A 19348-nucleotide genomic window follows, 5' to 3' on the forward strand; every position below is an offset into this window, starting at 1 on the left:
CGGGGGCGGGGGTGTGGTTCATATGACGGTCCTTCCTGGGCTGTGACGGTGAGGGGGCGGCTCATGCCGCCCGTGCGGCCGACCCGCTACCGTGCGCCCCGGACCGCGTGGCGGCGAGAGAGGGGTTGCCGATGCTGCCCGGCACCGACCGCAGCGCCCGCCACCAGATGTCGGCCATCTTGTCGTAGCCACCGGCGTTGGGGTGCACTCCGTCGGCCAGGTCCGCGGGCGTCAATGCGCTGTACATGTCAACCAGATGGACGCGTTTGCCCGCGTTGACCTTGCTCTGCACAATGCCGGGAATCGCCGCGTTGTACGCCCGTACGGTCGAGTCCATGAAGCCCAGCGGGGTGATGGTGGCGACGAAGAGTTCCGCGTTCGGCGCCTGGGCGGTGATGTGGTCGATGAGGGTGGAGAGCCTGGCCGGCGCCCCGGCGGGGTTGCTGCCATAGATGTCGTTGGTCCCGATGTGCAGCAGGATGGTGTGCGGGTTCTGGGTGCGCAGCCAGTTCACGACGTTGTCGTCGATCTGCTGGATCGTCCAGCCGGAGTGGCCCTCGTGGTCGTGATCGCCGAGGCCTGACGGGCCGTTGAAGAGCGAGCCGACGAAGTCGACTTTGTAACGGCCCGCCGTGAGCTTCTGCCACAGGCCGGTGCGGTAGCCGCCCGGGACGTTGAACCCGTCGGTGATCGAGTCGCCCAGCGGCATGACCTTCACCCCGCCGTTGGACTCGGCGTGCGCCGTGCCGGCGCCGAGCGGGACGAGAACGGCGAGGAACGCGAGTAAGGGGATCAGGGCGGTGAGCGGATGTCTGGCGCGTGTCATGCGCTTTCCTTTCGGCGGTCCATGAGGTTCGGTCCGTGGGCGGCCGCGGAACGGATACGGACGCCCTGGTCGTGGAACACATCACGGGAGCCATGGGAGCGCTCCCATACTGGTGTAGAGCAGCGCACCACCACCGTCAAGCCCTCTCGTCCCCAGTCAGCGATGAACGGCGATCTGCCGGCGGAAACACACCCGGTGCTGCCCGGGGCCGTCGTAATCGCCGTGCACGGGAAGGCCGTTGACCTCACGGTCGCCCTCCTCGAGCATGAACCCCATGGCCCGGTGGAAGGCCACCGACCCGGTGTTCAGGGGCGAGGTGATGGCGTGCACCTCGCGGCGGCCCGCCTCGGCGGCGCGCTGGAAGAACGCCGTGTAGAGCCTGCGGCCCACGCCCTGCCCGCGCAGCTCGGGCGCCACCCCGACGAAGTGGATGTACGCCTCGTGGTCGTTGTCCGCGGCGTGGAAACCCACGAGGAACGCCTTTATGCCGTCGCCGTCCTCCAGCACCAGACTGGTGGTGGAGAAGAACTGCAGAAACAGTCTGGGCAGCAGCATGGAAAGCTCACGCGCCTGGCCGGGGGTGCGTGAGTCGCCCCACCACTCCCGGACGCACTCGACGATCGTCCCGTGGTCGGAGACTTGGGCCCGGCGCAATATCATCTCGCTCATGGCGCACCAGGCTACGCACGTACGGCACCGGGTGTGCCATCACCGCGCCGGGTCGAGCGGCGCGGTGATGACAGGCGGGAGGGCGGTGGATCTCAGAGGGCCGTCATGACGTGCTTGACGCGGGTGTAGTCCTCGAAGCCGTACGCGGAGAGGTCCTTGCCGTAGCCGGACTTCTTGTAGCCGCCGTGCGGCATCTCGGCGGCGAGGATCATATGGGTGTTGATCCAGACGCAGCCGAAGTCCAGGGCCTTGGACATCCGCATCGCGCGGGCGTGGTCCTTGGTCCACACCGACGAGGCCAGCGCGTACTCCACGCCGTTGGCGTACGCGACGGCCTCGGCCTCGTCGCGGAAGGACTGCACGGTGATGACGGGGCCGAAGACCTCGTTCTGGACGATCTCGTCGTCCTGCCTGAGCCCGGAGACCACGGTCGGCGCGTAGAAGAAGCCCTTGTCGCCGACCCGGTGGCCACCCGTCTCGACGGTGGCGTGCGCCGGGAGCCGGTCGATGAAGCCGGTGACCTGGGCCAGCTGGTCGGCGTTGTTCAACGGCCCGTACAGCACGTCCTCGTCGTCGATGCCACCACCCGTCCTGATCTCGGCCGCGGCCTTGGCGAGCGCGCTCACGAACGCGTCGTGGATGGACTCGTGGACCAGGACGCGCGTGGCCGCGGTGCAGTCCTGTCCGGCGTTGAAGAATCCGGCGAGGGAGATGCCCTCGACGGCCGCCGCGATATCGGCGTCCTCGAAGACCACCGCCGGGGCCTTGCCGCCCAGTTCGAGGTGGACCCGCTTGATGTCCTTCGCCGCCGACGCCGCGACCTGCATGCCCGCCCGCACCGAGCCGGTGATGGCCGCCATCGCCGGGGTGGGGTGCTCGACCATCAGCCGGCCGGTCTCGCGGTCGCCGCACACCACGTTGAAGATGCCGGCCGGAAGGCCCATCTCCTTGAGGATGTCGCCGATGATGCCCGCGAGCAGCACGGTGGAGGCGGGGGTGGTGTCCGACGGCTTGAGGACGACGGTGTTGCCCGCGGCGAGGGCCGGGGCGAACTTCCACACGCCCATCATCAGCGGGTAGTTCCAGGGCGCGACCTGGGCGCACACCCCGATCGGCTCCCGCCGGACGATCGAGGTCAGGCCCTCCATGTACTCGCCCGCGGACCGGCCCTCCAGCAGACGCGCGGCTCCGGCGAAGAACCGGATCTGGTCGACGATCGGGGCGATCTCCTCGGTGAGGGTGAGGGCGCGCGGCTTTCCGGTGTTGCGGCACTCCGCGTCCGCGATCTCCTCCGCTCGCGCCTCGACCGCGTCCGCGATCTTCAGCAGCAGCTTCTGCCGGGTGGACGGGGTGGCGTCGCGCCAGGTGGGGAAGGCCGCCGCGGCGGCTGCCATCGCGGCGTCGACGTCGGCGGCGCCGGACCGGGGCGAGGTGGCGTACACCTCGCCGGTGACGGGGTCGGTGACCTCCAGATGGCCGCCGTCGGCCGCGTCGGTGTACTCGCCGTCGATGTGGTTGCGCAGTACGAGAAGCTCGCTCATCGTTCCGTTTCCGTGCTCGTGGCCGTCGTCGTGGGAGTGGCCGTGGCCGTCGTCGTGGGAGGGGCCGTGGCCGTCGTCGTGGCGGTGGCCGTGGCCGTCGTCGTGCCGGGCGCTGCCGAGAGGTGTTCGTGCACGGCCAGCCAGTGGCCGTGGGTCTGACGGCGGAAGACGATGGTCTCGCGCTCGTGGGTGGTCTCCGCACCGGACGTGGTGCTCACGGTGGTCTCCACCCGGTGGGTGAACACCGCCGTGTCCGCGAGGTGTTGGACCAGCCGGTCGGTGGAGGCGCAGGACAGGACGCGGAAGTCGTCCTCCGCGACCCAGCGGTCCCACAGTGCCCGGTAGTCCGCGGTGGAGCCGAGGCGTTCGGAGGTGGTGTGGAAGACGAATGTGGCGTCGGGCGCGAACGCCGCGAAGTAGTCGTCGAGACGGCCTTCGCCGAAAGCCGCCACCAGGGCGTCGGCGGCCCGCAGAACCTCGTCGTTCATGGGGTGGTGCTCCTTGCGTGCCATGCGTGCCTTGTGTGCCATGCGTGGGTGGTTCAGCCGACGCGGGCCACGGCCCGTACCGGGGCGCCGTCGGCGGCGGGAAGCCGCAGCGGCAGCAGGGAGACCTCGATGGGCTCTCCCGCCGTCTGCGCGTCGAGCAGGGGGTCGAGACCGGTGAGGTTCTCGGCGATAACGGCGTGGGCGCCGCACAGGATCCGGTGGGCGGGGAGGTCGTCGGCGGGAGTGGCATCGACGCTCAGCGCGTCGATGCCGACGGTGCGGATCCCGGCCTCCACCAGGAGTTCGGCGGCCTCCGGAGTGAGATACGGATGGGCGAGGTAGTCGTCGTGACCCCAGTGCCGCGACCAGCCGGTGGCCACCAGCACGATGGCCCCGGCCCGCAGCCGGCCTTCGAACAGGGACGGCCCGAGCGGTGTCCGGGGCCCCGCGCCACGGGCGTCCACCACCACCGCCCGGCCCCAGAAGCGCTCCAGGGGCAGCCGGTCGAGGGTGGGCAGCGCGTCGTCGATGTGGAACGGCGCGTCGACATGGGTGCCGGACTGCGACCCGATGTCCAGGTGCAGGACGTTCACCCCGTCGGCGGCGACGCTCAGCGCGGGGGCGATGGCCACCCGCGGATCGCCGGGGTAGACCGGCATGCCCGTGGCCACGGGTACGGAGAGGTCGATGAGGCGCACGCCGGCCTCACACCCCTTCCGCCACCGCGGGCACGGGCGTACCGGCCTCCGTGGTGATCGGCGGTACGGGCGCGTCCGAGGCGCGGACCAGCCGCGGCCCCTCGGGCCCGTACACCTCGCGCGGCTCGGGGAAGAGCCACAACAGCGCCAGATAGAGGAGGGACGCGGTGGCGAGGCCCACCGGCAGCGAGATGTCCGCGCCGTCGGCCAGATCGCCACACGGCCCGACGAACTGGCCGGGGACGTTGACGAAGAGCAGGGCGAGCACCGCCGCGGTCAGCCAGGCGCCCATGCCACGCCAGTTCCAGCCGTGGTGGAACCAGTAGCGGCCGCCGCGCTGGCGCCGGTTGAACACCTGGAGCGAATCGGGGTCGTACCAGCCACGCCGGGTCACATAGCCGAGCACCATGATGACCATCCAGGGGGCGGTACAGGTGATGATCAGCGTGGCGAAGGTGGAGATGGACTGGGACAGATTGGCGGCGAAGCGGCCGAGGAAGATGAACCCGATCGACATCACCCCGACGAGCAGGGTGGCCTGCACCCGGCTGAACCGGGTGAACACGCTGGAGAAGTCCAGGCCGGTGCCGTAGAGCGAGGTGGTGCCGGTGGACATGCCGCCGATGAGGGCGAGCAGACACACCGGCAGGAAGTACCAGCCGGGCGAGATGGCCAGCAGTCCGCCGACGTAGTTCGGCGCGCCCGCGTCCATGTACGGCGCGGCCTTCTTGGCGATGATCGAGGCGGTGGCCAGGCCGAAGAAGAACGGCAGGACGGTGGCGAGCTGCGAGGCGAAGGCCGCCGTGACCACCTTGCGGCGCGCGGTGTCGGCGGGGATGTAGCGCGCCCAGTCGCCGAGGAAGGCGCCGAAGGACACCGGGTTGGACAGCACGATCAGCGCCGAGCCGATGAACGCGGGCCAGAACCCGGCCGTGGACGCCGAGGGGAACATCCCCTGGTAGCCGGGGTCGAAGTCCCCCGCGAAGGCGAAGAAGCCGAGGACGAACAGCGTCGAGGCCGCCACCACCGCGATCTTGTTGACGAAGAGCATGAACCGGAAGCCGTACACGCACACCGTCAGCACCAGCAGCGCGAAGACGCCGTAGGCGAGCGCGAACACCCCGTCGTTCTGTGGCACGCCCAGCAGCCGGTGGGCGCCGCCGACCAGCGCGTCACCGGAGGACCACACCGAGATGGAGAAGAACGCGATGGCGGTGAGCAGCGAGAGGAACGAGCCGACGATCCGCCCGTGCACCCCCAGGTGCGCCGAGGACGAGACCGCGTTGTTGGTGCCGTTGCACGGGCCGAACACCGCGAGCGGGGCGAGGATCAGGGAGCCGCCGACCACGCCGAGCAACGTGGCCGCCAGGCCCTGCCAGAAGGAGAGCCCGAAGAGGATCGGAAAGGCGCCGAGCACACAGGTGGCGAAGGTGTTGGCGCCACCGAACGCGACGCGGAACAGGTCGAAGGGGGTCGCGCTGCGGTCCGCGTCGGGGATGCGCTCGACCCCGTAGCTCTCGACCTCGGTCAGCGCCGGGGATTCACTCATCCGTCTTCTCCCGCTTCCCCCCCAGTGCGAGCAGGCTGATCAGGTCGTAGGCGACGTGGGAGGCCGCGACCGAGGTGATCTCGGCGTGGTCGTAGGCGGGCGCCACCTCCACCACGTCCGCGCCGATCAGCCGGCATCCGGCCAGTCCGCGCAGGATCTCCAGGAGTTCGCGCGAGGTCAGGCCGCCCGCCTCGGGGGTGCCGGTGCCGGGGGCGTGGGCCGGGTCCAGGCAGTCGATGTCGATGGAGATGTACAGCGGCCGGTCGCCGATGCGCTGCCGCAGCTGGTCGGCCACCTCGTCGGCGCCGCGCCGGTAGACATCGGCGGAGGTGACGATGCCGAAGCCCAGCTTCTCGTCCTCGGTGAGGTCCTGCTTGCCGTACAGCGGGCCGCGGGTGCCGACGTGCGAGAGGGCGGAGGTGTCGACGATGCCCTCTTCCACGGCCCGGCGGAACGGGGTGCCATGGGTGTGCTCGGCGCCGAAGTAGGTGTCCCAGGTGTCCAGGTGGGCGTCGAAGTGGAGCACCGCGACCGGGCCGTGGCGCCGTGCGGCGGCGCGCAGCAGCGGAAGCGCGATGGTGTGGTCGCCACCGATGGTGACCAGGCGGGTTCCCTCGGCCTGGAGGCTGCCCGCGGCGTCCTGGATGGTCTCGATGGCCTCGCCGATGTCGAAGGGGTTGACGGCGATGTCCCCGGCGTCGGCCACCTGCTGGGTGGCGAACGGGGACACGTCCAGGCCCGGGTGGTAGGGGCGCAGCAGCCGGCTGGCCTCGCGGACCGCGGCGGGCCCGAAGCGGGCGCCGGGGCGGTAGGAGACACCGCCGTCGAACGGGACGCCCACCACCGCCACGTCGGCCCCCGCGACCTCGTCGAGGCGGGGCAGCCTGGCGAAGGTGGCCGGGCCGGCGAAGCGCGGGACCCGGGAGGAGTCGACGGGTCCTCGGGGTTCGGTCATGGTGTTGCGGTCCCTTCTTGACGTGCGCCGGTGGGGTCCGGTCGAGCGAGTCTGCACAGCGGAGGAACCGCGCGACAATCGTTGCTGAGCCAAAGAGTTAGGCTCGATTTGTGGTGAACAACAAAGAGCAGGGTGTGACGGTCGAGGATCTGCTGTCGTATCCGGCCCTGCAACTGCGGTTGATCGCGGGTGGCGCGGGGCTGCACCGCTCGGTGTCATGGGCGCATGTGAGCGAGCTGGACGACCCCACGCCCTGGCTGCTCGGCTCCGAAATGATCATGACGACGGGGATAGCGATGCCCCGCTCGGCGGCCGGGCAGCGCGCCTATCTGGAGCGGCTGGACGACGCCGGGGTGGCCGCCCTGGCGGTCTCCGCCCAGCTGCGGATGCCCCCGCTGCGCCGGGCGTTCTTCGACGCCGCCGAGGAGCGGGGGATGCCGGTCCTGGAGATTCCGCTGGCGGTGCCGTTCATGGCGGTGGCGCAGGAGGTGGCCGCCGCCGTCCAGGAGGACGCCCGGCACCGGCTGGGCGCCCAGCTTCAGGTGTTCGGCGCGCTGCGCTGGCTGACCTCGGAGAATCTGGACACCGCGACGCTGTTCGGCCGGCTGGAGAAGCTGTCCGGCTACGACATCTATCTGTGCACCACGCAGGGCCGGCCGCTGCTGCCGGGGGTGCCCGCGCCCGACGCGTCGGTGATCCCCGGCTCGGCGGACGCCCCGCCGACCATCCCCGGTGGCTTCGCCCTCCCGGTCCCCTCCCCCGGTGGCCCGGCGGGCTTCCTCATCGCCTTCGAGCGGGAGGGCGCACGCCCGGCGGGGCTCGCCGTGGTGCAGCATATCGCCACGGTGGCCGCCCTCCAGCTCGCCATGGTCCGCACCGAGCGGGAGACGCTGCGCCGCGAGGGCGCGGAGACCCTCGCCGAGCTGCTCCAGGGCGCGCTCGAACCCGCGGTGGCGCGGCGCCATCTGCTGCGCCACTCCATCGAGGGCGAGACGGTGCTGGCGGTGGTCAGGGGCGTCACCGAGGACGCCGTGCTGCGGGCGCTGGAGGACCAGCCGTGTCTGCTGCTCAAGCGCGGTGAGGACCGCTATCTGCTCGGCTCGCCCGACCTGGGTGAGGCGGTCGAGTCCCTGCCGGGGGTGGCCGCCGGGATGAGCCGCCCGTTCAGCCCCGGCTCACCGCTGCGGATCGCCCAGCGCGAGGCGCTGTGGGCGGCCTCGCACGCCGTCGCGTCCGGCCGCGCCCTCGTGCGGTACGGCGACGATGTCACCGGCCGCTGGCTGCCCGACGACCCGGCCGCGCTGACCGATCTGGTCGAGCATGTGCTGGGCGAGGCGCTGCGCTACGACACCGGTCACGGCTCACGGCTGCTGACGTCGGTGCGCACCTGGATGGAGCGCGACCGCCGTACGGACGAGGCGGCCGCGGCGCTCCATGTGCACCCCAATACGCTCGCCTACCGGCTGCGCCGCTTCAGCGAGCTGACCGGCCGCGATCTGTCCACCACCGGCGCGTTCGCCGAGGTCTGGCTGGCGATCCGGGCGGCGGGGCAGCTCGGCCTGCTCGACTGAGTGTCTCTGCTCGGGGCCGAGTGTGGCTCCTCGGGGCTGAGTGTCTCTGCTCGGGGCCGAATGTGGCTCCTCGGTGCGTTCGGCGCTCAGTGCGGGCGTCGGCCCCAGCAGGTGATGAGCGGGGCGGTGGTGACGTCCATGCCCTCGCCGCGCAGATGGTCCAGGTGGCGCTCGATCTCCTCCTCGGTGGCCAGGCCGCCCGCCACCAGCTGCCCGCGCAGCTGGCGCACGGTGGCCGCCTCCAGCTCCCGGCAGGCCGGGGAGGTCAGCGGGAAGCAGCCCTCGGCGCGGACGTCGTGCAGCCCGGCGCCGCGCAGCAGGGCGGGCAGGGTGCGGCCGAAGGCGAGGTCCACACCGCGCTCGGCGAGCAGCGCGCGGAATCCGCGGCGGATCCGGTTGGCCAGCTCCTCGGCCGGGCCGCGTTCCTCGGGGCAGGCCAGGGGCTGGAGCGCCGGGTCGGCGTCCTCCACCACCAGCCATCCGCCCGGCCGCACCGCCCCGGCCATCCGCCGCAGCGCCTCGGCCCGGTCGGGCAGATGCACCAGCACCAGCCGGACGTGGACGAGGTCGAAGCCGTCGCCCGGTGGCTCGTCGCGGGCCACGTCATGGCGCCGTACCTCGATCGGTCCGGTGGCCGGGCCGGACAGCTCGGTGAGCCAGGAGGTGTCGATGTCGGTCACCAGCACCCGCCCGGTGGGCCCGGCACGCTCGGCGAGGGCGGTGGGCACCGAGGGCCCGCCCGCTCCCACCTCCCAGCAGCGCCATCCGGCGGCCAGGCCGAGCTGGTCGAGGTGGTCCAGGGTCCAGGGGTCGAACAGCTCGGCCAGCGCCTCGAAGCGCCGGCCGGCCTCGCGCTGCCGGTTGTCCAGCAGATAGCCGGTCTCGGATGTCATGTGCCCCATCCTCCCGCGCCGGCCGCCGTCAGCGTGTCCAGGGCGCGTTCGATCTGGTTCCGAAACGCTTCCACCACCGGGTCAACGAACGCCCATGAGTGCTCGCCGGGATGCTCCAGGTACAGCGTGCACGCGAAGTCTCCTTGCGGCGCATCCGTTTCGCACCACCGGGGACGGCAGAACCGGTGAGCCTGGCTGTCGTCCCACAGGAACCACAGGGCCGGGTTGTCGTCCAGCAAGTGGTCAGCGTCGTCTCCCTCGCCAAGGACTTCCCCGGCACCTGGGAGCATCAGCGCCGCCGGGAGTGGCGGCCCCCTCGGACAGCGAGCGCATCGGCAACCGTACGGTCCTGGTCTGGGGCACCGGTTCCATCGGGCGGGCCGTCGCCGGGCTGCTGCGCGCGGTCGGCAGGCGGGTCAGTGGCGCCGGCCGCACACCACGGGCCGCCGACCCGGACTTCGGCGTGGTGCACGGCCCGGCGGGTCTGCGCGAAGCGCTGGGCGAGGCGGACTATGTGGTCCCGGCCGCCCCGCTCACCCCCGCCACCCGTGGCATGGTGGACGCGCCCGTACTGGCGGCGATGAAGCGGGGCGCGCGGCTGGTCGACGTCGGGCGTGGCCCGCTCGTCGACGAACAGGCCCTCGTGGACGCCCTGGCCCAGGGCAGGCCGGCCGGGGCCGCGCTGGACGCCTTCACCCATGAGCCGCTGCCGGTGGACTCGCCCCTGTGGGAGATGCCGGGTGTCATCGTCTCCCCGCACACCGCGGGCGAGGTCACGGACTGGCGCGCCGACCTGGGCGAACCGGATGAGACGGCCGATACGCCGTGAACGGATGAAACGGCCGCTGACGCCCCCCGCGCGCCGGCGACCGTTTCATCGTTCGGCGCGGACCTGGGGCAGTTCCAGGGCCGAGCCCCCGTGCACGGTGACGCGCACGGGCGTGAGGGTGGTCGCGTCGAGCACCGGCTCGCCGCTTCCGGTGTTACGGGCGAACCGTGGGTGGGCGCCACCGCTGATCTGCAGACGGATCCGGTGGCCGGGGACGAAGCGGTGGGCGGTGGAGCTCATCGGCACGGTGATCTCCAGGGGGTGCGCCGGTGTGGTGGGCAGCCGCACCAGCCCGTCGCACACATTGAAGGAGCGGCCCTTTTCGTCGACGTCGCAGAGCCGGGCGAAGACATCGGCGTACCCGGTGTCCGTGGAGATCCGCAGCCGTGCGGCCACCGGGCCCAGGACATCCATGGGCTCGTTCAGCGGCTCACTGGTGAACGTCAGCACATCGGGGCGCCCCTCGAGGTCGCCGTTGTCACGGCTCCCGGCGGCTGGCGAGAGCAGTGGCCCGCCGATGGACGGGGTGGGATCGGCCGGGTCGTAGCGGAAGGCGGCGAGCGGGACGGACGTCTCGGGCGGCTGCCGGAGGAGCCGCCCGTCCCCCGCGGCGAACCACTGGCCGACGGCCGGGGACGGCGGCCACTCGGCGAGGTCCCGCCAGTGCCCCTGACCACCGATGTGCACCCGCACCCCGGCCGGGCGCAGCCCCGAGGGGTCGTCGCACAGATGGGCACGCAGCCAGGCGAGGCTTTCGGCGAAGACCTCCGGCCAGCCCGCCTGAAGCGCGGAGGTGTGGGTCCAGGGGCCGACGAGCAGGGAGGTCTCGCAGCCCGCCCGGCGCAGCCGGGCGTACTGCTCGAAGGTCTGGTCCACCAGCGCGTCATGCCACCCGCTGATCAGACAGGTGGGGATGGGCGAGGTGGCCGCGGCGCCACCCGTGGACGCGCCCTCCCAGAACGGGTCGTCGGCGTCCGGGTGCGACATCACCTCGTCCAGCCAGGGCACTTCGCCCCCGAGTCCGCGGACGTACGAGCCGCGCAGCGGCAGCGCCCGGGTCATCTCCGCGAGGTGGCGCCGCAGCCGCAGCGTGGCCCGGAGGAAGGGGCCGAACCCCCGGTGCTGGGAGGTCATACCGGAGCCCACGAGCAGCGCGTTCTCCAGTCGCAGGGCACCGTCGCGGTGGAACAGGGCATACGGATCGTGCAGGCCGACCTGCACCACCATCGCCCGCAGCTCCGGCGGCGGGTCCAGGGCGAGCGCCCACTGCACATAGCCGAGGTAGCTCGGGCCGAGGGTGCCCAGCGCGCCGTTGAACCAGGGCTGGTCGCGCAACCAGCGCACGGTGGCCAGGCCGTCGGCGGCCTCGTTCCGCCAGAAGTGGAACTCGCCGCCCGAGCCACCGGTGCCGCGGCAGCTCTGCAGCACGACGTGGAAGCCCTGCTCGGCGAAGAGCACGCCGTACATGGGTGACCAGGGCACTCCCCTGCCGTAGGGCGAGCGCACCAGCAGGGTGGGGAAGTCGCCGTCCGCGCGCGGGAAGTAGTGGTCCGTGCGGAGGAGGCTGCCGTCGGCGGCCGGGACCTCCAGGCCCGGCTCCCATCCCGCCTCGTACCGCTTGGCCGGAAGGCCGCGCCAGGTCGCCCGCATCATCCGTGCGGACAGCGGCGGCTTGGCAGAGGGCGCGACCCAGGTGGTTCCGGCCCCGCCGCCGGTGGCTCCGGACACTCCATCGCGTGTGTGTGACGTCATCCCGCGTTCCCCTCCGCTAATCTCGTACCACGTACGAGAATAGTAGATGCTTGGATGGATTCCGCAAGTCGCCGTGGCGGGGCAAGTCGCCGTGGCGGGGCAAGTCGCCATGGCGGGGCAAGTCGCCATGGCGGGGCAAGTCGCCGTGGCGGGGAAGGAGCGATCAGGTCGTGGTGCGCGGTGACGGGTCCGGCGCCGGAGGCGTCGACCCCCAACAGCTGTGGCTGAACTCCGACCGCCCCCGCAAGGGGCGCAAACCCGCCTTCAGCCGTACGGCGATCACCGCCGCGGCGGTCGCTCTCGCGGACGCGGAGGGAATCGACGCGGTCACCATGCGGCGGGTGGCCTCGCAAGTCGGCGCCGGGGTGATGTCGCTGTACAGCTACGCCCCCGACAAGGAGACGCTGCTGCAGCTGATGGTCGACCATGTGAGCGGCGAGCTGTCACCGCCGGACCCGCTGACCGGCGACTGGCGTGCCGATCTAAAGGCCATCGCCCATGCCCAGCGCGCCCTGATGCTCCGCCACCCCTGGCTGCCCGCCGCGCTGTTCAACCGCCGCTGGTCCCTCGGGCCCAACACCCTGGCCTTCCTGGAACACGCGCTCGCCGCCCTGCGGCCCACCGCGCTGGACGGCGGCGCGAAGCTGGAGGTGTTCAGCCTGATCACGGGTTTCGCCGCCAGACTCGTCGCCGACGAGATCGCCCAGGCCGCCCTCTCCGCCTCCCCCGGGCAAGCCGCCGCCGAAGCCCGCTATCTCGCCGCGGTGGCCGCCGACGGCCACCATCCGGAGCTGGCCGAGGCCCTCTCCGCCCCGGTACGCCCGCTCACCCCCGACGCCACGTTCGCCCGGCTGCTCGACCGCATGGTCGACGGCCTGGACGCGGGCTCGTAAGAAGGTCCAGGGGAGGCCTAGGGGAGGCCTAGGGGTTGGTCCACGCCTCCGGGTCCTCGGCGAGACCCAGGACGTCGCCGGGCAGCTTGGCCGCGGCCACCTCCGCGAGGGTCACCTCGCCGAGGATCTTGCGTACGTTGGCCCGTACCGCGATCCACAGCGGCAGCAGCGACTCCGCGGGGCCGCAGTACGACAGCTCGGGCGGGCGCACTCCGCGCACCGACACCAGCGGGCCGTCGACCACCCGGATCACCTCGGCGATGCTGATGGCGTCCGCCGGGCGGGCCAGCCGGTAGCCGCCCTTGCCGCCGCGCTGGCTGGCCACCAGGCCGCCCCGGCGCAGATCGCCCAGGATCCCCTCCAGGAACTTGTGCGGGATGCCCTGCGCGGCGGCGATCGCCTCGGCCTTGACGGAGGTGTCCTCCCCCGCCACGGCCAGTTCCAACGCCGCCCGCACCGCATAGTCCGCCTTCGCCGAGATCCGCATGCGCCGATTATCCGCCACCTGAACGCCGGGCCGTCAGAAGGGCAGGGTGAACGGGGGGTGCTCGCCGTTGAGGAAGTAGTCCCCGACCTCGTGGAGCCGGTGGGCGACGGGGTCGTAGAGGGTGTGGGTGCGTGCGTTGCGCCAGAAGCGGTCGAATCCGTAGGCGGAGGAGGCGGAGCGGGCGCCGACGACGTCCAGGGCGCGGGCGGTGGCGTCGTGGGCGGCCCGGGAGGCGGCGGCCTCGGCCGCGGCGGCGAGCACGGTGATCTCGGCGCATTCGTCGTCGGTCAGGTCCTCGCCGCGCGCCAGCCCGCCGTCCAGGGCCTCCAGCGCCTGGTCGGCGAGGGCGGCGGCGGAGAAGGTGGCGACGGTCAGCTCCCCGTAGGTGGTCAGCGCGTGCGGATCGCGCGGGGAGGTGTGCGGCCAGGGAGCGTGCACCGCCCTGGTGTACTCGCGGGCCTCGGCGAGCACCCCCTGCGCGATCCCGAGACATATCTGCGCCGAGACCAGTCGGCCGGTCGGCGCGGCCAGGCCGCTGAACGGCGAGAGGGTGTCCTCGTCCCAGGAGAGCGTGCCGAGCACCGCGTCGTCCCCGACCGGCACCGCGTCGAACTCCACGCTGCCGCCGGCCGCCAGCCGCTGTCCGAAGGTGTCCCCGTCGTCGCCGCCGCACACCACACCGGGGTGGGCGGTGTCGACGAGCACGGCCAGCGGTTCGCCGGTGTCGGCGTGGGTGGCGCGGACGGCCAGCCGGTCGGCGACCAGGACGCCGGTGGCGTACCCCTGGCGTCCGTTCACCAGCCGGCCGTCCCGCCCGGAGGTGAGCGTCAGCCGTGGCTCGCGGGGGGCCAGACCGCCGCCCCAGCACCACTGCCCGGCCGCCGACTCGCGCTCCACCCGGGCCGCGAGCTCGGCCCCGCCGAAGAAGCGGGCGCTGAAGGACAGCAGGTAGTGACAGCCGAGCACCTGGCCGATCGCGCCATCGGCCGCTGCGATCTTCCGTACGACGGCGCAGGCCGTGGACCAGCCCGCTCCCCCGCCGCCGTGCTCGACGGGGATCAGCAGCGCCAGCAGCCCCGCCTCGCGGAGCCGCGCGATCTCGTCGTACGGCGTCTTACCTGCCTGATCGCGAACGACCGCGTCCGTGGCGAGGTCGTCCGCCGCCTCTCCGGCGATCTGCAGCCACCACGCGCGGTCGGGCGCTTCGGCCGCCGCATCCACCACCGTCACGCCCGCTCCCCTCCATTCGGCCGGACTCCATCATTCCCTATTTTTCCAGTAGGGAAAATAGGGAACTTGGCGGTGGACGTCCACCAAGTGATGTGCGGCATATGCCAGTGCTACGTTTGTCCGAGAACGCCCTATTCCGTGAGTGAGGTCCTGGAATGGTGGAGCGGCGCGGAACAGACGCGGTGGGGCGCTCCCACTCATGGGGCGATGAACGGCTATCCCTCCTCTCGGCGGTCGGCACGGCGCTCACCGACCGCGAGGTGCTGCAGCACGCCCTGGACCAGGCGGTCTCCGAGCTGGGCGGCCTGGCGGGCCTGGTGCACTGGTCCTGCGGCCCGGCCGGGAGCCGTACGCTGCGCCTGGTCCTCGCCAGCGGGCTGCCGCTGCCCGCCCTGGGCGGCTGGGAGGAGATCCGCCAGGACGATGCCCCGCTCGCCCCCGCCCGCGCGGTACGGGACGGCCGCTTCGTATGGCTGCCGGCGGCGTCCGGCGAGGCCGTCGGGGTCGGAGAGACCGCCGGGGTCGGAGAGACCGCCGGGCCCGGGGAAGCCGCCGGGCCCGCTGAGGCCGCCCGCGCCGCCGCCGGGAGCCTCCCGGCGGCGACCACGGTGGCGTCCGTTCCGCTGAGCGGGCCGGACGGGCCGGTGGGCGCGCTGTCCGTCCTCACCGGCCCGCGGGAGCCGGCCCCTGAGCAGGCCGCCTTCCTCGAGGCGGTGGGACGCTGGGCGGAGCGCCGCCTCGCACGCTCGGGAGCCGCGGTCGACGACTGCGACGAGCACCCCTGGTGGCAGCAGCGGCCGGGCGGCTCGGTGCTCCAGCAGTCCCTGGACGCGGTCAAGGCCGGCTCCTGGGAATGGGGCATCCACACCGGTGAGATGCGCTGGGACCGGGCGGGGCTGACGCTTCTCGGCCTCCCAGGTGGCTACGAGCGGCGGATCGAGAGCTGGCTCGACCTGATCCACCCGGAGGACATGCCGCGGGTGATGGCCGCCACCGAGAAGTCGCTGCGCGAGCGGAGCGGCTACGAGGCCGAGTACCGGGTCCGCCGCCCCGACGGCACCACCGGCTGGGTGCAGAGCCGCGCCCATCTCGAGCTCGACGCGAACGGCGAGCCGGTCCGCATGCTCGGGAAGGTCTGGGACACCACCGAGAGCCGGATGGCGCGGGAGTCGGTGGGGCAGGCGCTGCGCTACATGAGCGACGCGTTCTTCGCGGTGAACCGGGACTGGCGGATCACCTTCCTCAATGTCGAGGCCGAGCGCCTGGTCGGCCCGGCCGGAGAGGTGCTCGGCCGGCCGCTCTGGGAGGGCCCCGCGGGCACGGTCCCCGAGTTGGAGGACCGCTGCCGGCGCGCCGCCTCCGACGGCAGGCCGACCGGGTTCGACATCCAGTGGCCCACCGACGGCCGCTGGTACCACATCCGGCTGGTCTCGGTGCCCGATGGGCTGACGGCCTATCTCACCGATGTCACCGAACGGCGCACCCAGGCCGCGCGGCGCGCGGAGGCCGAGCGTGTCGGCGCCGAACAGGCCGCCCGCATCGGCGAGTTGGGCAACGCGCTCGCCGACGCGGTGACCACCCAGGACGTCGTCCAGGTCGTGGCCGCCCATGTGCTGCCGCCGTTCGGCGCCTCGGGTCTGCTGATGCTGTGTCTGGAGGGCGGCCGGCTGAACGTGGTGGGGTCCGTGGGCTATCCCCGGGCCTTCCTCAGCAGGGTCGACGGGGTCCCGGCGTTCGGGGGCTACCGGCTGCTCAACGAAGTGCTCGGCTCGCGCCGGCCGCGCTTCATCGCCTCGACCGAGGAGTACGAGCGGTTGTTCCCCGATCTCACCGGCAACCCCGCCATCGCACGGAAGAACGCCTGGGCCGTGCTTCCGCTGATCGCCTCCGGCAACGCCATCGGCACCTGCAGCGTCTCCTTCGACGAGCCCCGGCACCTGTCCGCCGATGAGCGCACCCTGCTCACCGCACTCAGCGGAATGGTCGCCCAGGCGCTGGCCCGGGCCCGGCTCTACGACACCGAGCACGCCCGCGCCCAAGCCCTCCAGCGCGGTCTGCTGCCCCGGGTCCTGCCCTCACCGGCCACCCTCACCCCCGCCGTCCGCTATCTGCCCGCCAGCAGCGGTACGGACATCGGTGGCGACTGGTACGACGTGATCCCGCTGTCCGCTGAACGGGTGGCCCTCGTCATCGGCGATGTGATGGGCCACGGTCTGGCCGAGGCCGCCACCATGGGGCGGCTGCGCACCGCCGTGCACACGCTCGCCAACCTCGAGCTGCCCCCCGAGGAGGTCCTGGCCCATCTGAACGAGGTCGTCAGCGATCTGGGCGACGACTCCTTCGCCACCTGTCTGTACGCGGTGTACGACCCCATCACGGGGCACTGCTCCCTCGCCCGCGCCGGTCATCCCCCGCCCCTGATCGTGCGCCCCGACGGCAGCGTGGAGTGCCTGGGGCCGACGCCCGATCCGCCGCTGGGCGCCGGGGAGCCCCCGTTCTCCACGGTGGATCTGCGATTGCCCGACGGGAGTCTGCTGGTGATGTACACCGACGGCCTGGTGGAGTCCGCGGCGCGCGACATCGACACCGGTATCGCCGAGTGCACCCAGGTGCTGACCAGCGAGTACGGCCGTCTCCTCACCTGTCCTCCGCCCCGCCCCCGGATGAGCGGCCGCGGGGCGGGCGGCCCGCACGGGACGGACCACGACCGGCTCGACCGGCTCTGCGACCTCCTGGTCGGGGCCATGCTGCCCACGAAGCGGCTGACCGCCGACGACACCGCCCTGCTGATCGCCCGGCTGCACGGGCTGGCGTCCGGGAACACCGCCGGGTGGCCACTGCCGGCGGACCCGGTGGCCGCCGGTCTCGCCCGCGCCCATGTGCGCGAACAGCTCCAGGCATGGGGTCTCGACGAGCTGGTCATGACCACCGAACTACTGGCCAGCGAGCTGGTCGCCAATGTCGTCCGGCACGCCAGGGGGCCGACCCGGCTCCGGCTGATCCGCGGCGGATCGCTGATCTGCGAGGTCTCGGACGCCAGCGCCACCACTCCCCGGATCCGCCGGGCCGCCGAGACGGACGAGGGAGGCCGGGGGCTGCAGTTGGTCTCCGCGCTGTCGCAGCGCTGGGGGACCCGTTACACCGCCGAGGGCAAGTGCATCTGGACGGAGCAGCCCATCGCGTGGACCGGCGCAGCGTCCTGATGAGGCCGCCCCAGGGGCCGGCGTGCGTCAGCCGATGGCCGGCTCGCCGCCCCGGGCCTCCAGGATGGCGCCGGTGATGTAGCTCGCCCGCGCGGAGACGAGGAAGAGCACGGCCTCGGCGATCTCCTCGGGCACCGCGGGCCGGTCCAGGACCGTGGCCCGCACCACGGTCCGCAGGGCCTCCTCCCCCATCTCGGAGGTGCCCGGGGTGCGGACCGGGCCCGAACGGACGGCGTTGACCCGGACTCCCCGGCCGCCGAACTCATCGGCCCACACCCGGGTCAGCAGTTCCAGCGCGGCCTTCGAGGCGCCGTACGCCCCGGCGTCGCGGGCGGGGGCACCGGCGGCGATGGTGCTGAGGTTGACGATGGCCCCGTGGCCCCGGGCGGCCATACCCGGCGCGAGCCGCCCGACCAGCAGAAGCGGTGCGCGGGCGTTGATGGCCATATGGACGTCGAACATCTCGGACGAGGTCCCGGCGGTGTCCGCGAACCGGTAGACGCCCGCGTTGTTGACCAGGATGTCCACGTCCCCCGCCTCGGCGGCCAGCCGCCGCACATCGTCGGCCTCGGCCAGATCCGCCGCCGCGAACCTGGCCGTGGCCCCCGCCGCGGACACCTCCTCGACCACCTCCGCGCCCCGGCGCGCGTCCCGGCCGTGGACGACGACCTCGGCCCCCAGCGCGCCCAGCCGCAGCGCCACGGCCCGGCCGATCCCCGCCGTGGCGCCGGTGACCAGGGCCGTGGCACCGGACAGCTCACCCCTCATACGGACACTCCTCACCGTAGGCCGGACACCGATCCACACCACACGCACCGGATGCTTACCGCACCCACCCCCACCGGGCCGTACGGCTCGCCGCCCCGAGGGCTGAACGGAGACACGATCTTCCGCGTGGCGCTCGTCTTTGCTGTACTGCGGGGATGCGGGAAACATCGTCAACCAGCCATGTCGCCCTGGTGACGGGGGCGAACCAGGGAATCGGGGCCGCGACGGCACGAGCGCTGGCGGCCCGCGGTGTCGCGGTGCTCTGCACCTATCTGCGACCGCCATCCGGCACCGGCGAGGGGGACGCCCCGGATCCGTACCACGCCGCGCGATCCACCGACGGTGAAGAGGTCGCGGCCGAGATCCGCCGGGCCGGAGGGCGCGCCGAGGCTTTTGAGGCGGACCTCGGCGACCCGGCGGTTCCGGAGCGGCTCTTCGACCTCGCCGAGGACCGCCTGGGCCCGGTCGACATCCTGGTCAACAACGCCTCGGGGTGGATCCAGGACACCTTCACCCCCGATTCGGCCGACCGGTTCGACCGGCCGCTGCGCCCCGTCACCGCGGAGACCTGGTCCCGGCAGTTCTCGGTGGACGCGATGGCGCCCGCGCTGCTGATCGGCGAGCTGGCCCGCCGCCACCGGGCGCGCGGTGCCGACTGGGGGCGGATCGTGGGCCTGACGTCGGGAGGGGAGCTCGGTTTCCCCGGAGAGGTGTCCTACGGCGCCGCGAAGGCCGCCCAGACCGACTACACGCTGTCGGCGGCCGCGGAGTTGGCCGGCCTCGGCATCACGGCCAATGTGGTGCGGCCGCCCGTGACCGACACCGGGTGGGTCACGGACGAGGTCCGGCGGTTCGTCGCCGCGAGCCCCACCCATTTCCATGTCGCCGATCCGGCCGACGTCGCGAGGACCATCGTCTTCCTCGCCTCGGACGAGGCCGCGCTCATCACCGGAAACGTCATCACCCTTCGCTGACAAGGATCGCCAGAGGGAGTGC

At 72.5% G+C, this 19348-nt stretch carries 18 protein-coding genes; 5 read left to right on the forward strand and 13 right to left on the reverse strand.

All coding sequences use genetic code 11. From position 1 onward, the window contains the following. Nucleotides 1-61: 61 nt before the first annotated feature. The 7 genes from NP777_RS24025 to speB form a co-directional block, all read right to left on the reverse strand. Nucleotides 62-826 (reverse strand): SGNH/GDSL hydrolase family protein, encoded by a 765-nt coding sequence (locus tag NP777_RS24025; RefSeq protein WP_256652258.1) that lies wholly within the window; start codon nucleotides 824-826, stop codon nucleotides 62-64. A 156-nt stretch (nucleotides 827-982) separates the two neighbouring features. Then, nucleotides 983-1495: a GNAT family N-acetyltransferase gene (locus NP777_RS24030; protein ID WP_256652259.1), complete on the reverse strand. Its 513-nt coding sequence runs from the start codon at nucleotides 1493-1495 to the stop codon at nucleotides 983-985. 92 nt (nucleotides 1496-1587) lie between these two features. Then, on the reverse strand, nucleotides 1588-3036 hold the full coding sequence (locus NP777_RS24035) for a gamma-aminobutyraldehyde dehydrogenase (RefSeq protein WP_256652374.1): 1449 nt from the start codon (nucleotides 3034-3036) through the stop codon (nucleotides 1588-1590). After that, the gene (locus NP777_RS24045) at nucleotides 3033-3524 is read right to left on the reverse strand and encodes a YybH family protein (protein WP_305890076.1); all 492 of its coding nucleotides are present in this window, start codon (nucleotides 3522-3524) and stop codon (nucleotides 3033-3035) included. The genes NP777_RS24035 and NP777_RS24045 overlap by 4 nt, the downstream gene beginning before the upstream one ends. Nucleotides 3525-3577: 53 nt before the next feature. After that, entirely contained in the window at nucleotides 3578-4222 is a 645-nt protein-coding gene (locus NP777_RS24050; protein WP_256652260.1) for a cyclase family protein, read from the reverse strand. 7 nt (nucleotides 4223-4229) lie between these two features. Next, on the reverse strand, nucleotides 4230-5771 hold the full coding sequence (locus NP777_RS24055) for a purine-cytosine permease family protein (protein WP_256652261.1): 1542 nt from the start codon (nucleotides 5769-5771) through the stop codon (nucleotides 4230-4232). Continuing rightward, the gene (gene speB / locus NP777_RS24060) at nucleotides 5764-6726 is read right to left on the reverse strand and encodes an agmatinase (RefSeq protein WP_256652262.1); all 963 of its coding nucleotides are present in this window, start codon (nucleotides 6724-6726) and stop codon (nucleotides 5764-5766) included. Before speB ends, NP777_RS24055 begins: the two co-directional genes overlap by 8 nt. 110 nt (nucleotides 6727-6836) lie before the next feature. Between speB and NP777_RS24065 the strand changes: the two genes are divergently transcribed. Further along, nucleotides 6837-8297, forward strand: coding sequence for a PucR family transcriptional regulator (locus NP777_RS24065; RefSeq protein ID WP_256652263.1), 1461 nt, complete (start codon nucleotides 6837-6839; stop codon nucleotides 8295-8297). 86 nt (nucleotides 8298-8383) lie between these two features. Here NP777_RS24065 and NP777_RS24070 read toward each other — a convergent pair whose 3' ends face one another. Together NP777_RS24070 and NP777_RS24075 are read right to left on the reverse strand one after the other, a co-directional pair. After that, nucleotides 8384-9190 carry a class I SAM-dependent methyltransferase gene (locus NP777_RS24070; RefSeq protein ID WP_391858563.1) on the reverse strand — a complete coding sequence of 269 codons (807 nt, stop codon included), beginning with the start codon at nucleotides 9188-9190 and terminating at the stop codon, nucleotides 8384-8386. Next, nucleotides 9187-9429, reverse strand: coding sequence for a hypothetical protein (locus NP777_RS24075; RefSeq protein ID WP_256652265.1), 243 nt, complete (start codon nucleotides 9427-9429; stop codon nucleotides 9187-9189). Before NP777_RS24075 ends, NP777_RS24070 begins: the two co-directional genes overlap by 4 nt. A gap of 65 nt (nucleotides 9430-9494) precedes the next feature. On the opposite strand from NP777_RS24075, the gene NP777_RS24080 reads away from it, so the two are divergent. Beyond that, the gene (locus tag NP777_RS24080) at nucleotides 9495-10019 is read left to right on the forward strand and encodes an NAD(P)-dependent oxidoreductase (RefSeq protein ID WP_256652266.1); all 525 of its coding nucleotides are present in this window, start codon (nucleotides 9495-9497) and stop codon (nucleotides 10017-10019) included. A gap of 45 nt (nucleotides 10020-10064) precedes the next feature. Here NP777_RS24080 and NP777_RS24085 read toward each other — a convergent pair whose 3' ends face one another. Continuing rightward, nucleotides 10065-11669 (reverse strand): CocE/NonD family hydrolase, encoded by a 1605-nt coding sequence (locus tag NP777_RS24085; protein WP_256652375.1) that lies wholly within the window; start codon nucleotides 11667-11669, stop codon nucleotides 10065-10067. Between the two features lie 272 nt (nucleotides 11670-11941). Between NP777_RS24085 and NP777_RS24090 the strand changes: the two genes are divergently transcribed. Then, nucleotides 11942-12664, forward strand: coding sequence for a TetR/AcrR family transcriptional regulator C-terminal domain-containing protein (locus tag NP777_RS24090; RefSeq protein WP_256652267.1), 723 nt, complete (start codon nucleotides 11942-11944; stop codon nucleotides 12662-12664). 28 nt (nucleotides 12665-12692) lie between these two features. On the opposite strand, the gene NP777_RS24095 is transcribed toward NP777_RS24090, so the two are convergent. Together NP777_RS24095 and NP777_RS24100 are read right to left on the reverse strand one after the other, a co-directional pair. Continuing rightward, the gene (locus NP777_RS24095; RefSeq protein ID WP_256652268.1) at nucleotides 12693-13151 is read right to left on the reverse strand and encodes an RrF2 family transcriptional regulator; all 459 of its coding nucleotides are present in this window, start codon (nucleotides 13149-13151) and stop codon (nucleotides 12693-12695) included. Nucleotides 13152-13184: 33 nt separating this feature from the next. Then, a complete protein-coding gene (locus NP777_RS24100) occupies nucleotides 13185-14381 on the reverse strand; it encodes an acyl-CoA dehydrogenase family protein (protein WP_256652269.1) in 1197 nt (398 codons plus the stop codon). Nucleotides 14382-14536: 155 nt separating this feature from the next. Between NP777_RS24100 and NP777_RS24110 the strand changes: the two genes are divergently transcribed. After that, a complete protein-coding gene (locus NP777_RS24110; RefSeq protein WP_305890077.1) occupies nucleotides 14537-17584 on the forward strand; it encodes an ATP-binding SpoIIE family protein phosphatase in 3048 nt (1015 codons plus the stop codon). Nucleotides 17585-17611: 27 nt separating this feature from the next. Here the strand turns inward: NP777_RS24110 and NP777_RS24115 are convergent, their stop codons facing one another. Further along, entirely contained in the window at nucleotides 17612-18352 is a 741-nt protein-coding gene (locus NP777_RS24115; RefSeq protein ID WP_256652270.1) for an SDR family NAD(P)-dependent oxidoreductase, read from the reverse strand. Between the two features lie 155 nt (nucleotides 18353-18507). Between NP777_RS24115 and NP777_RS24120 the strand changes: the two genes are divergently transcribed. After that, nucleotides 18508-19326, forward strand: coding sequence for an SDR family NAD(P)-dependent oxidoreductase (locus NP777_RS24120; RefSeq protein WP_256652271.1), 819 nt, complete (start codon nucleotides 18508-18510; stop codon nucleotides 19324-19326). Nucleotides 19327-19348 lie beyond the last annotated feature (22 nt).

Origin of the sequence: Streptomyces rugosispiralis, from assembly GCF_024505145.1 — a bacterium.
Classification (GTDB): Bacteria; Actinomycetota; Actinomycetes; order Streptomycetales; family Streptomycetaceae; genus Streptomyces; species Streptomyces rugosispiralis.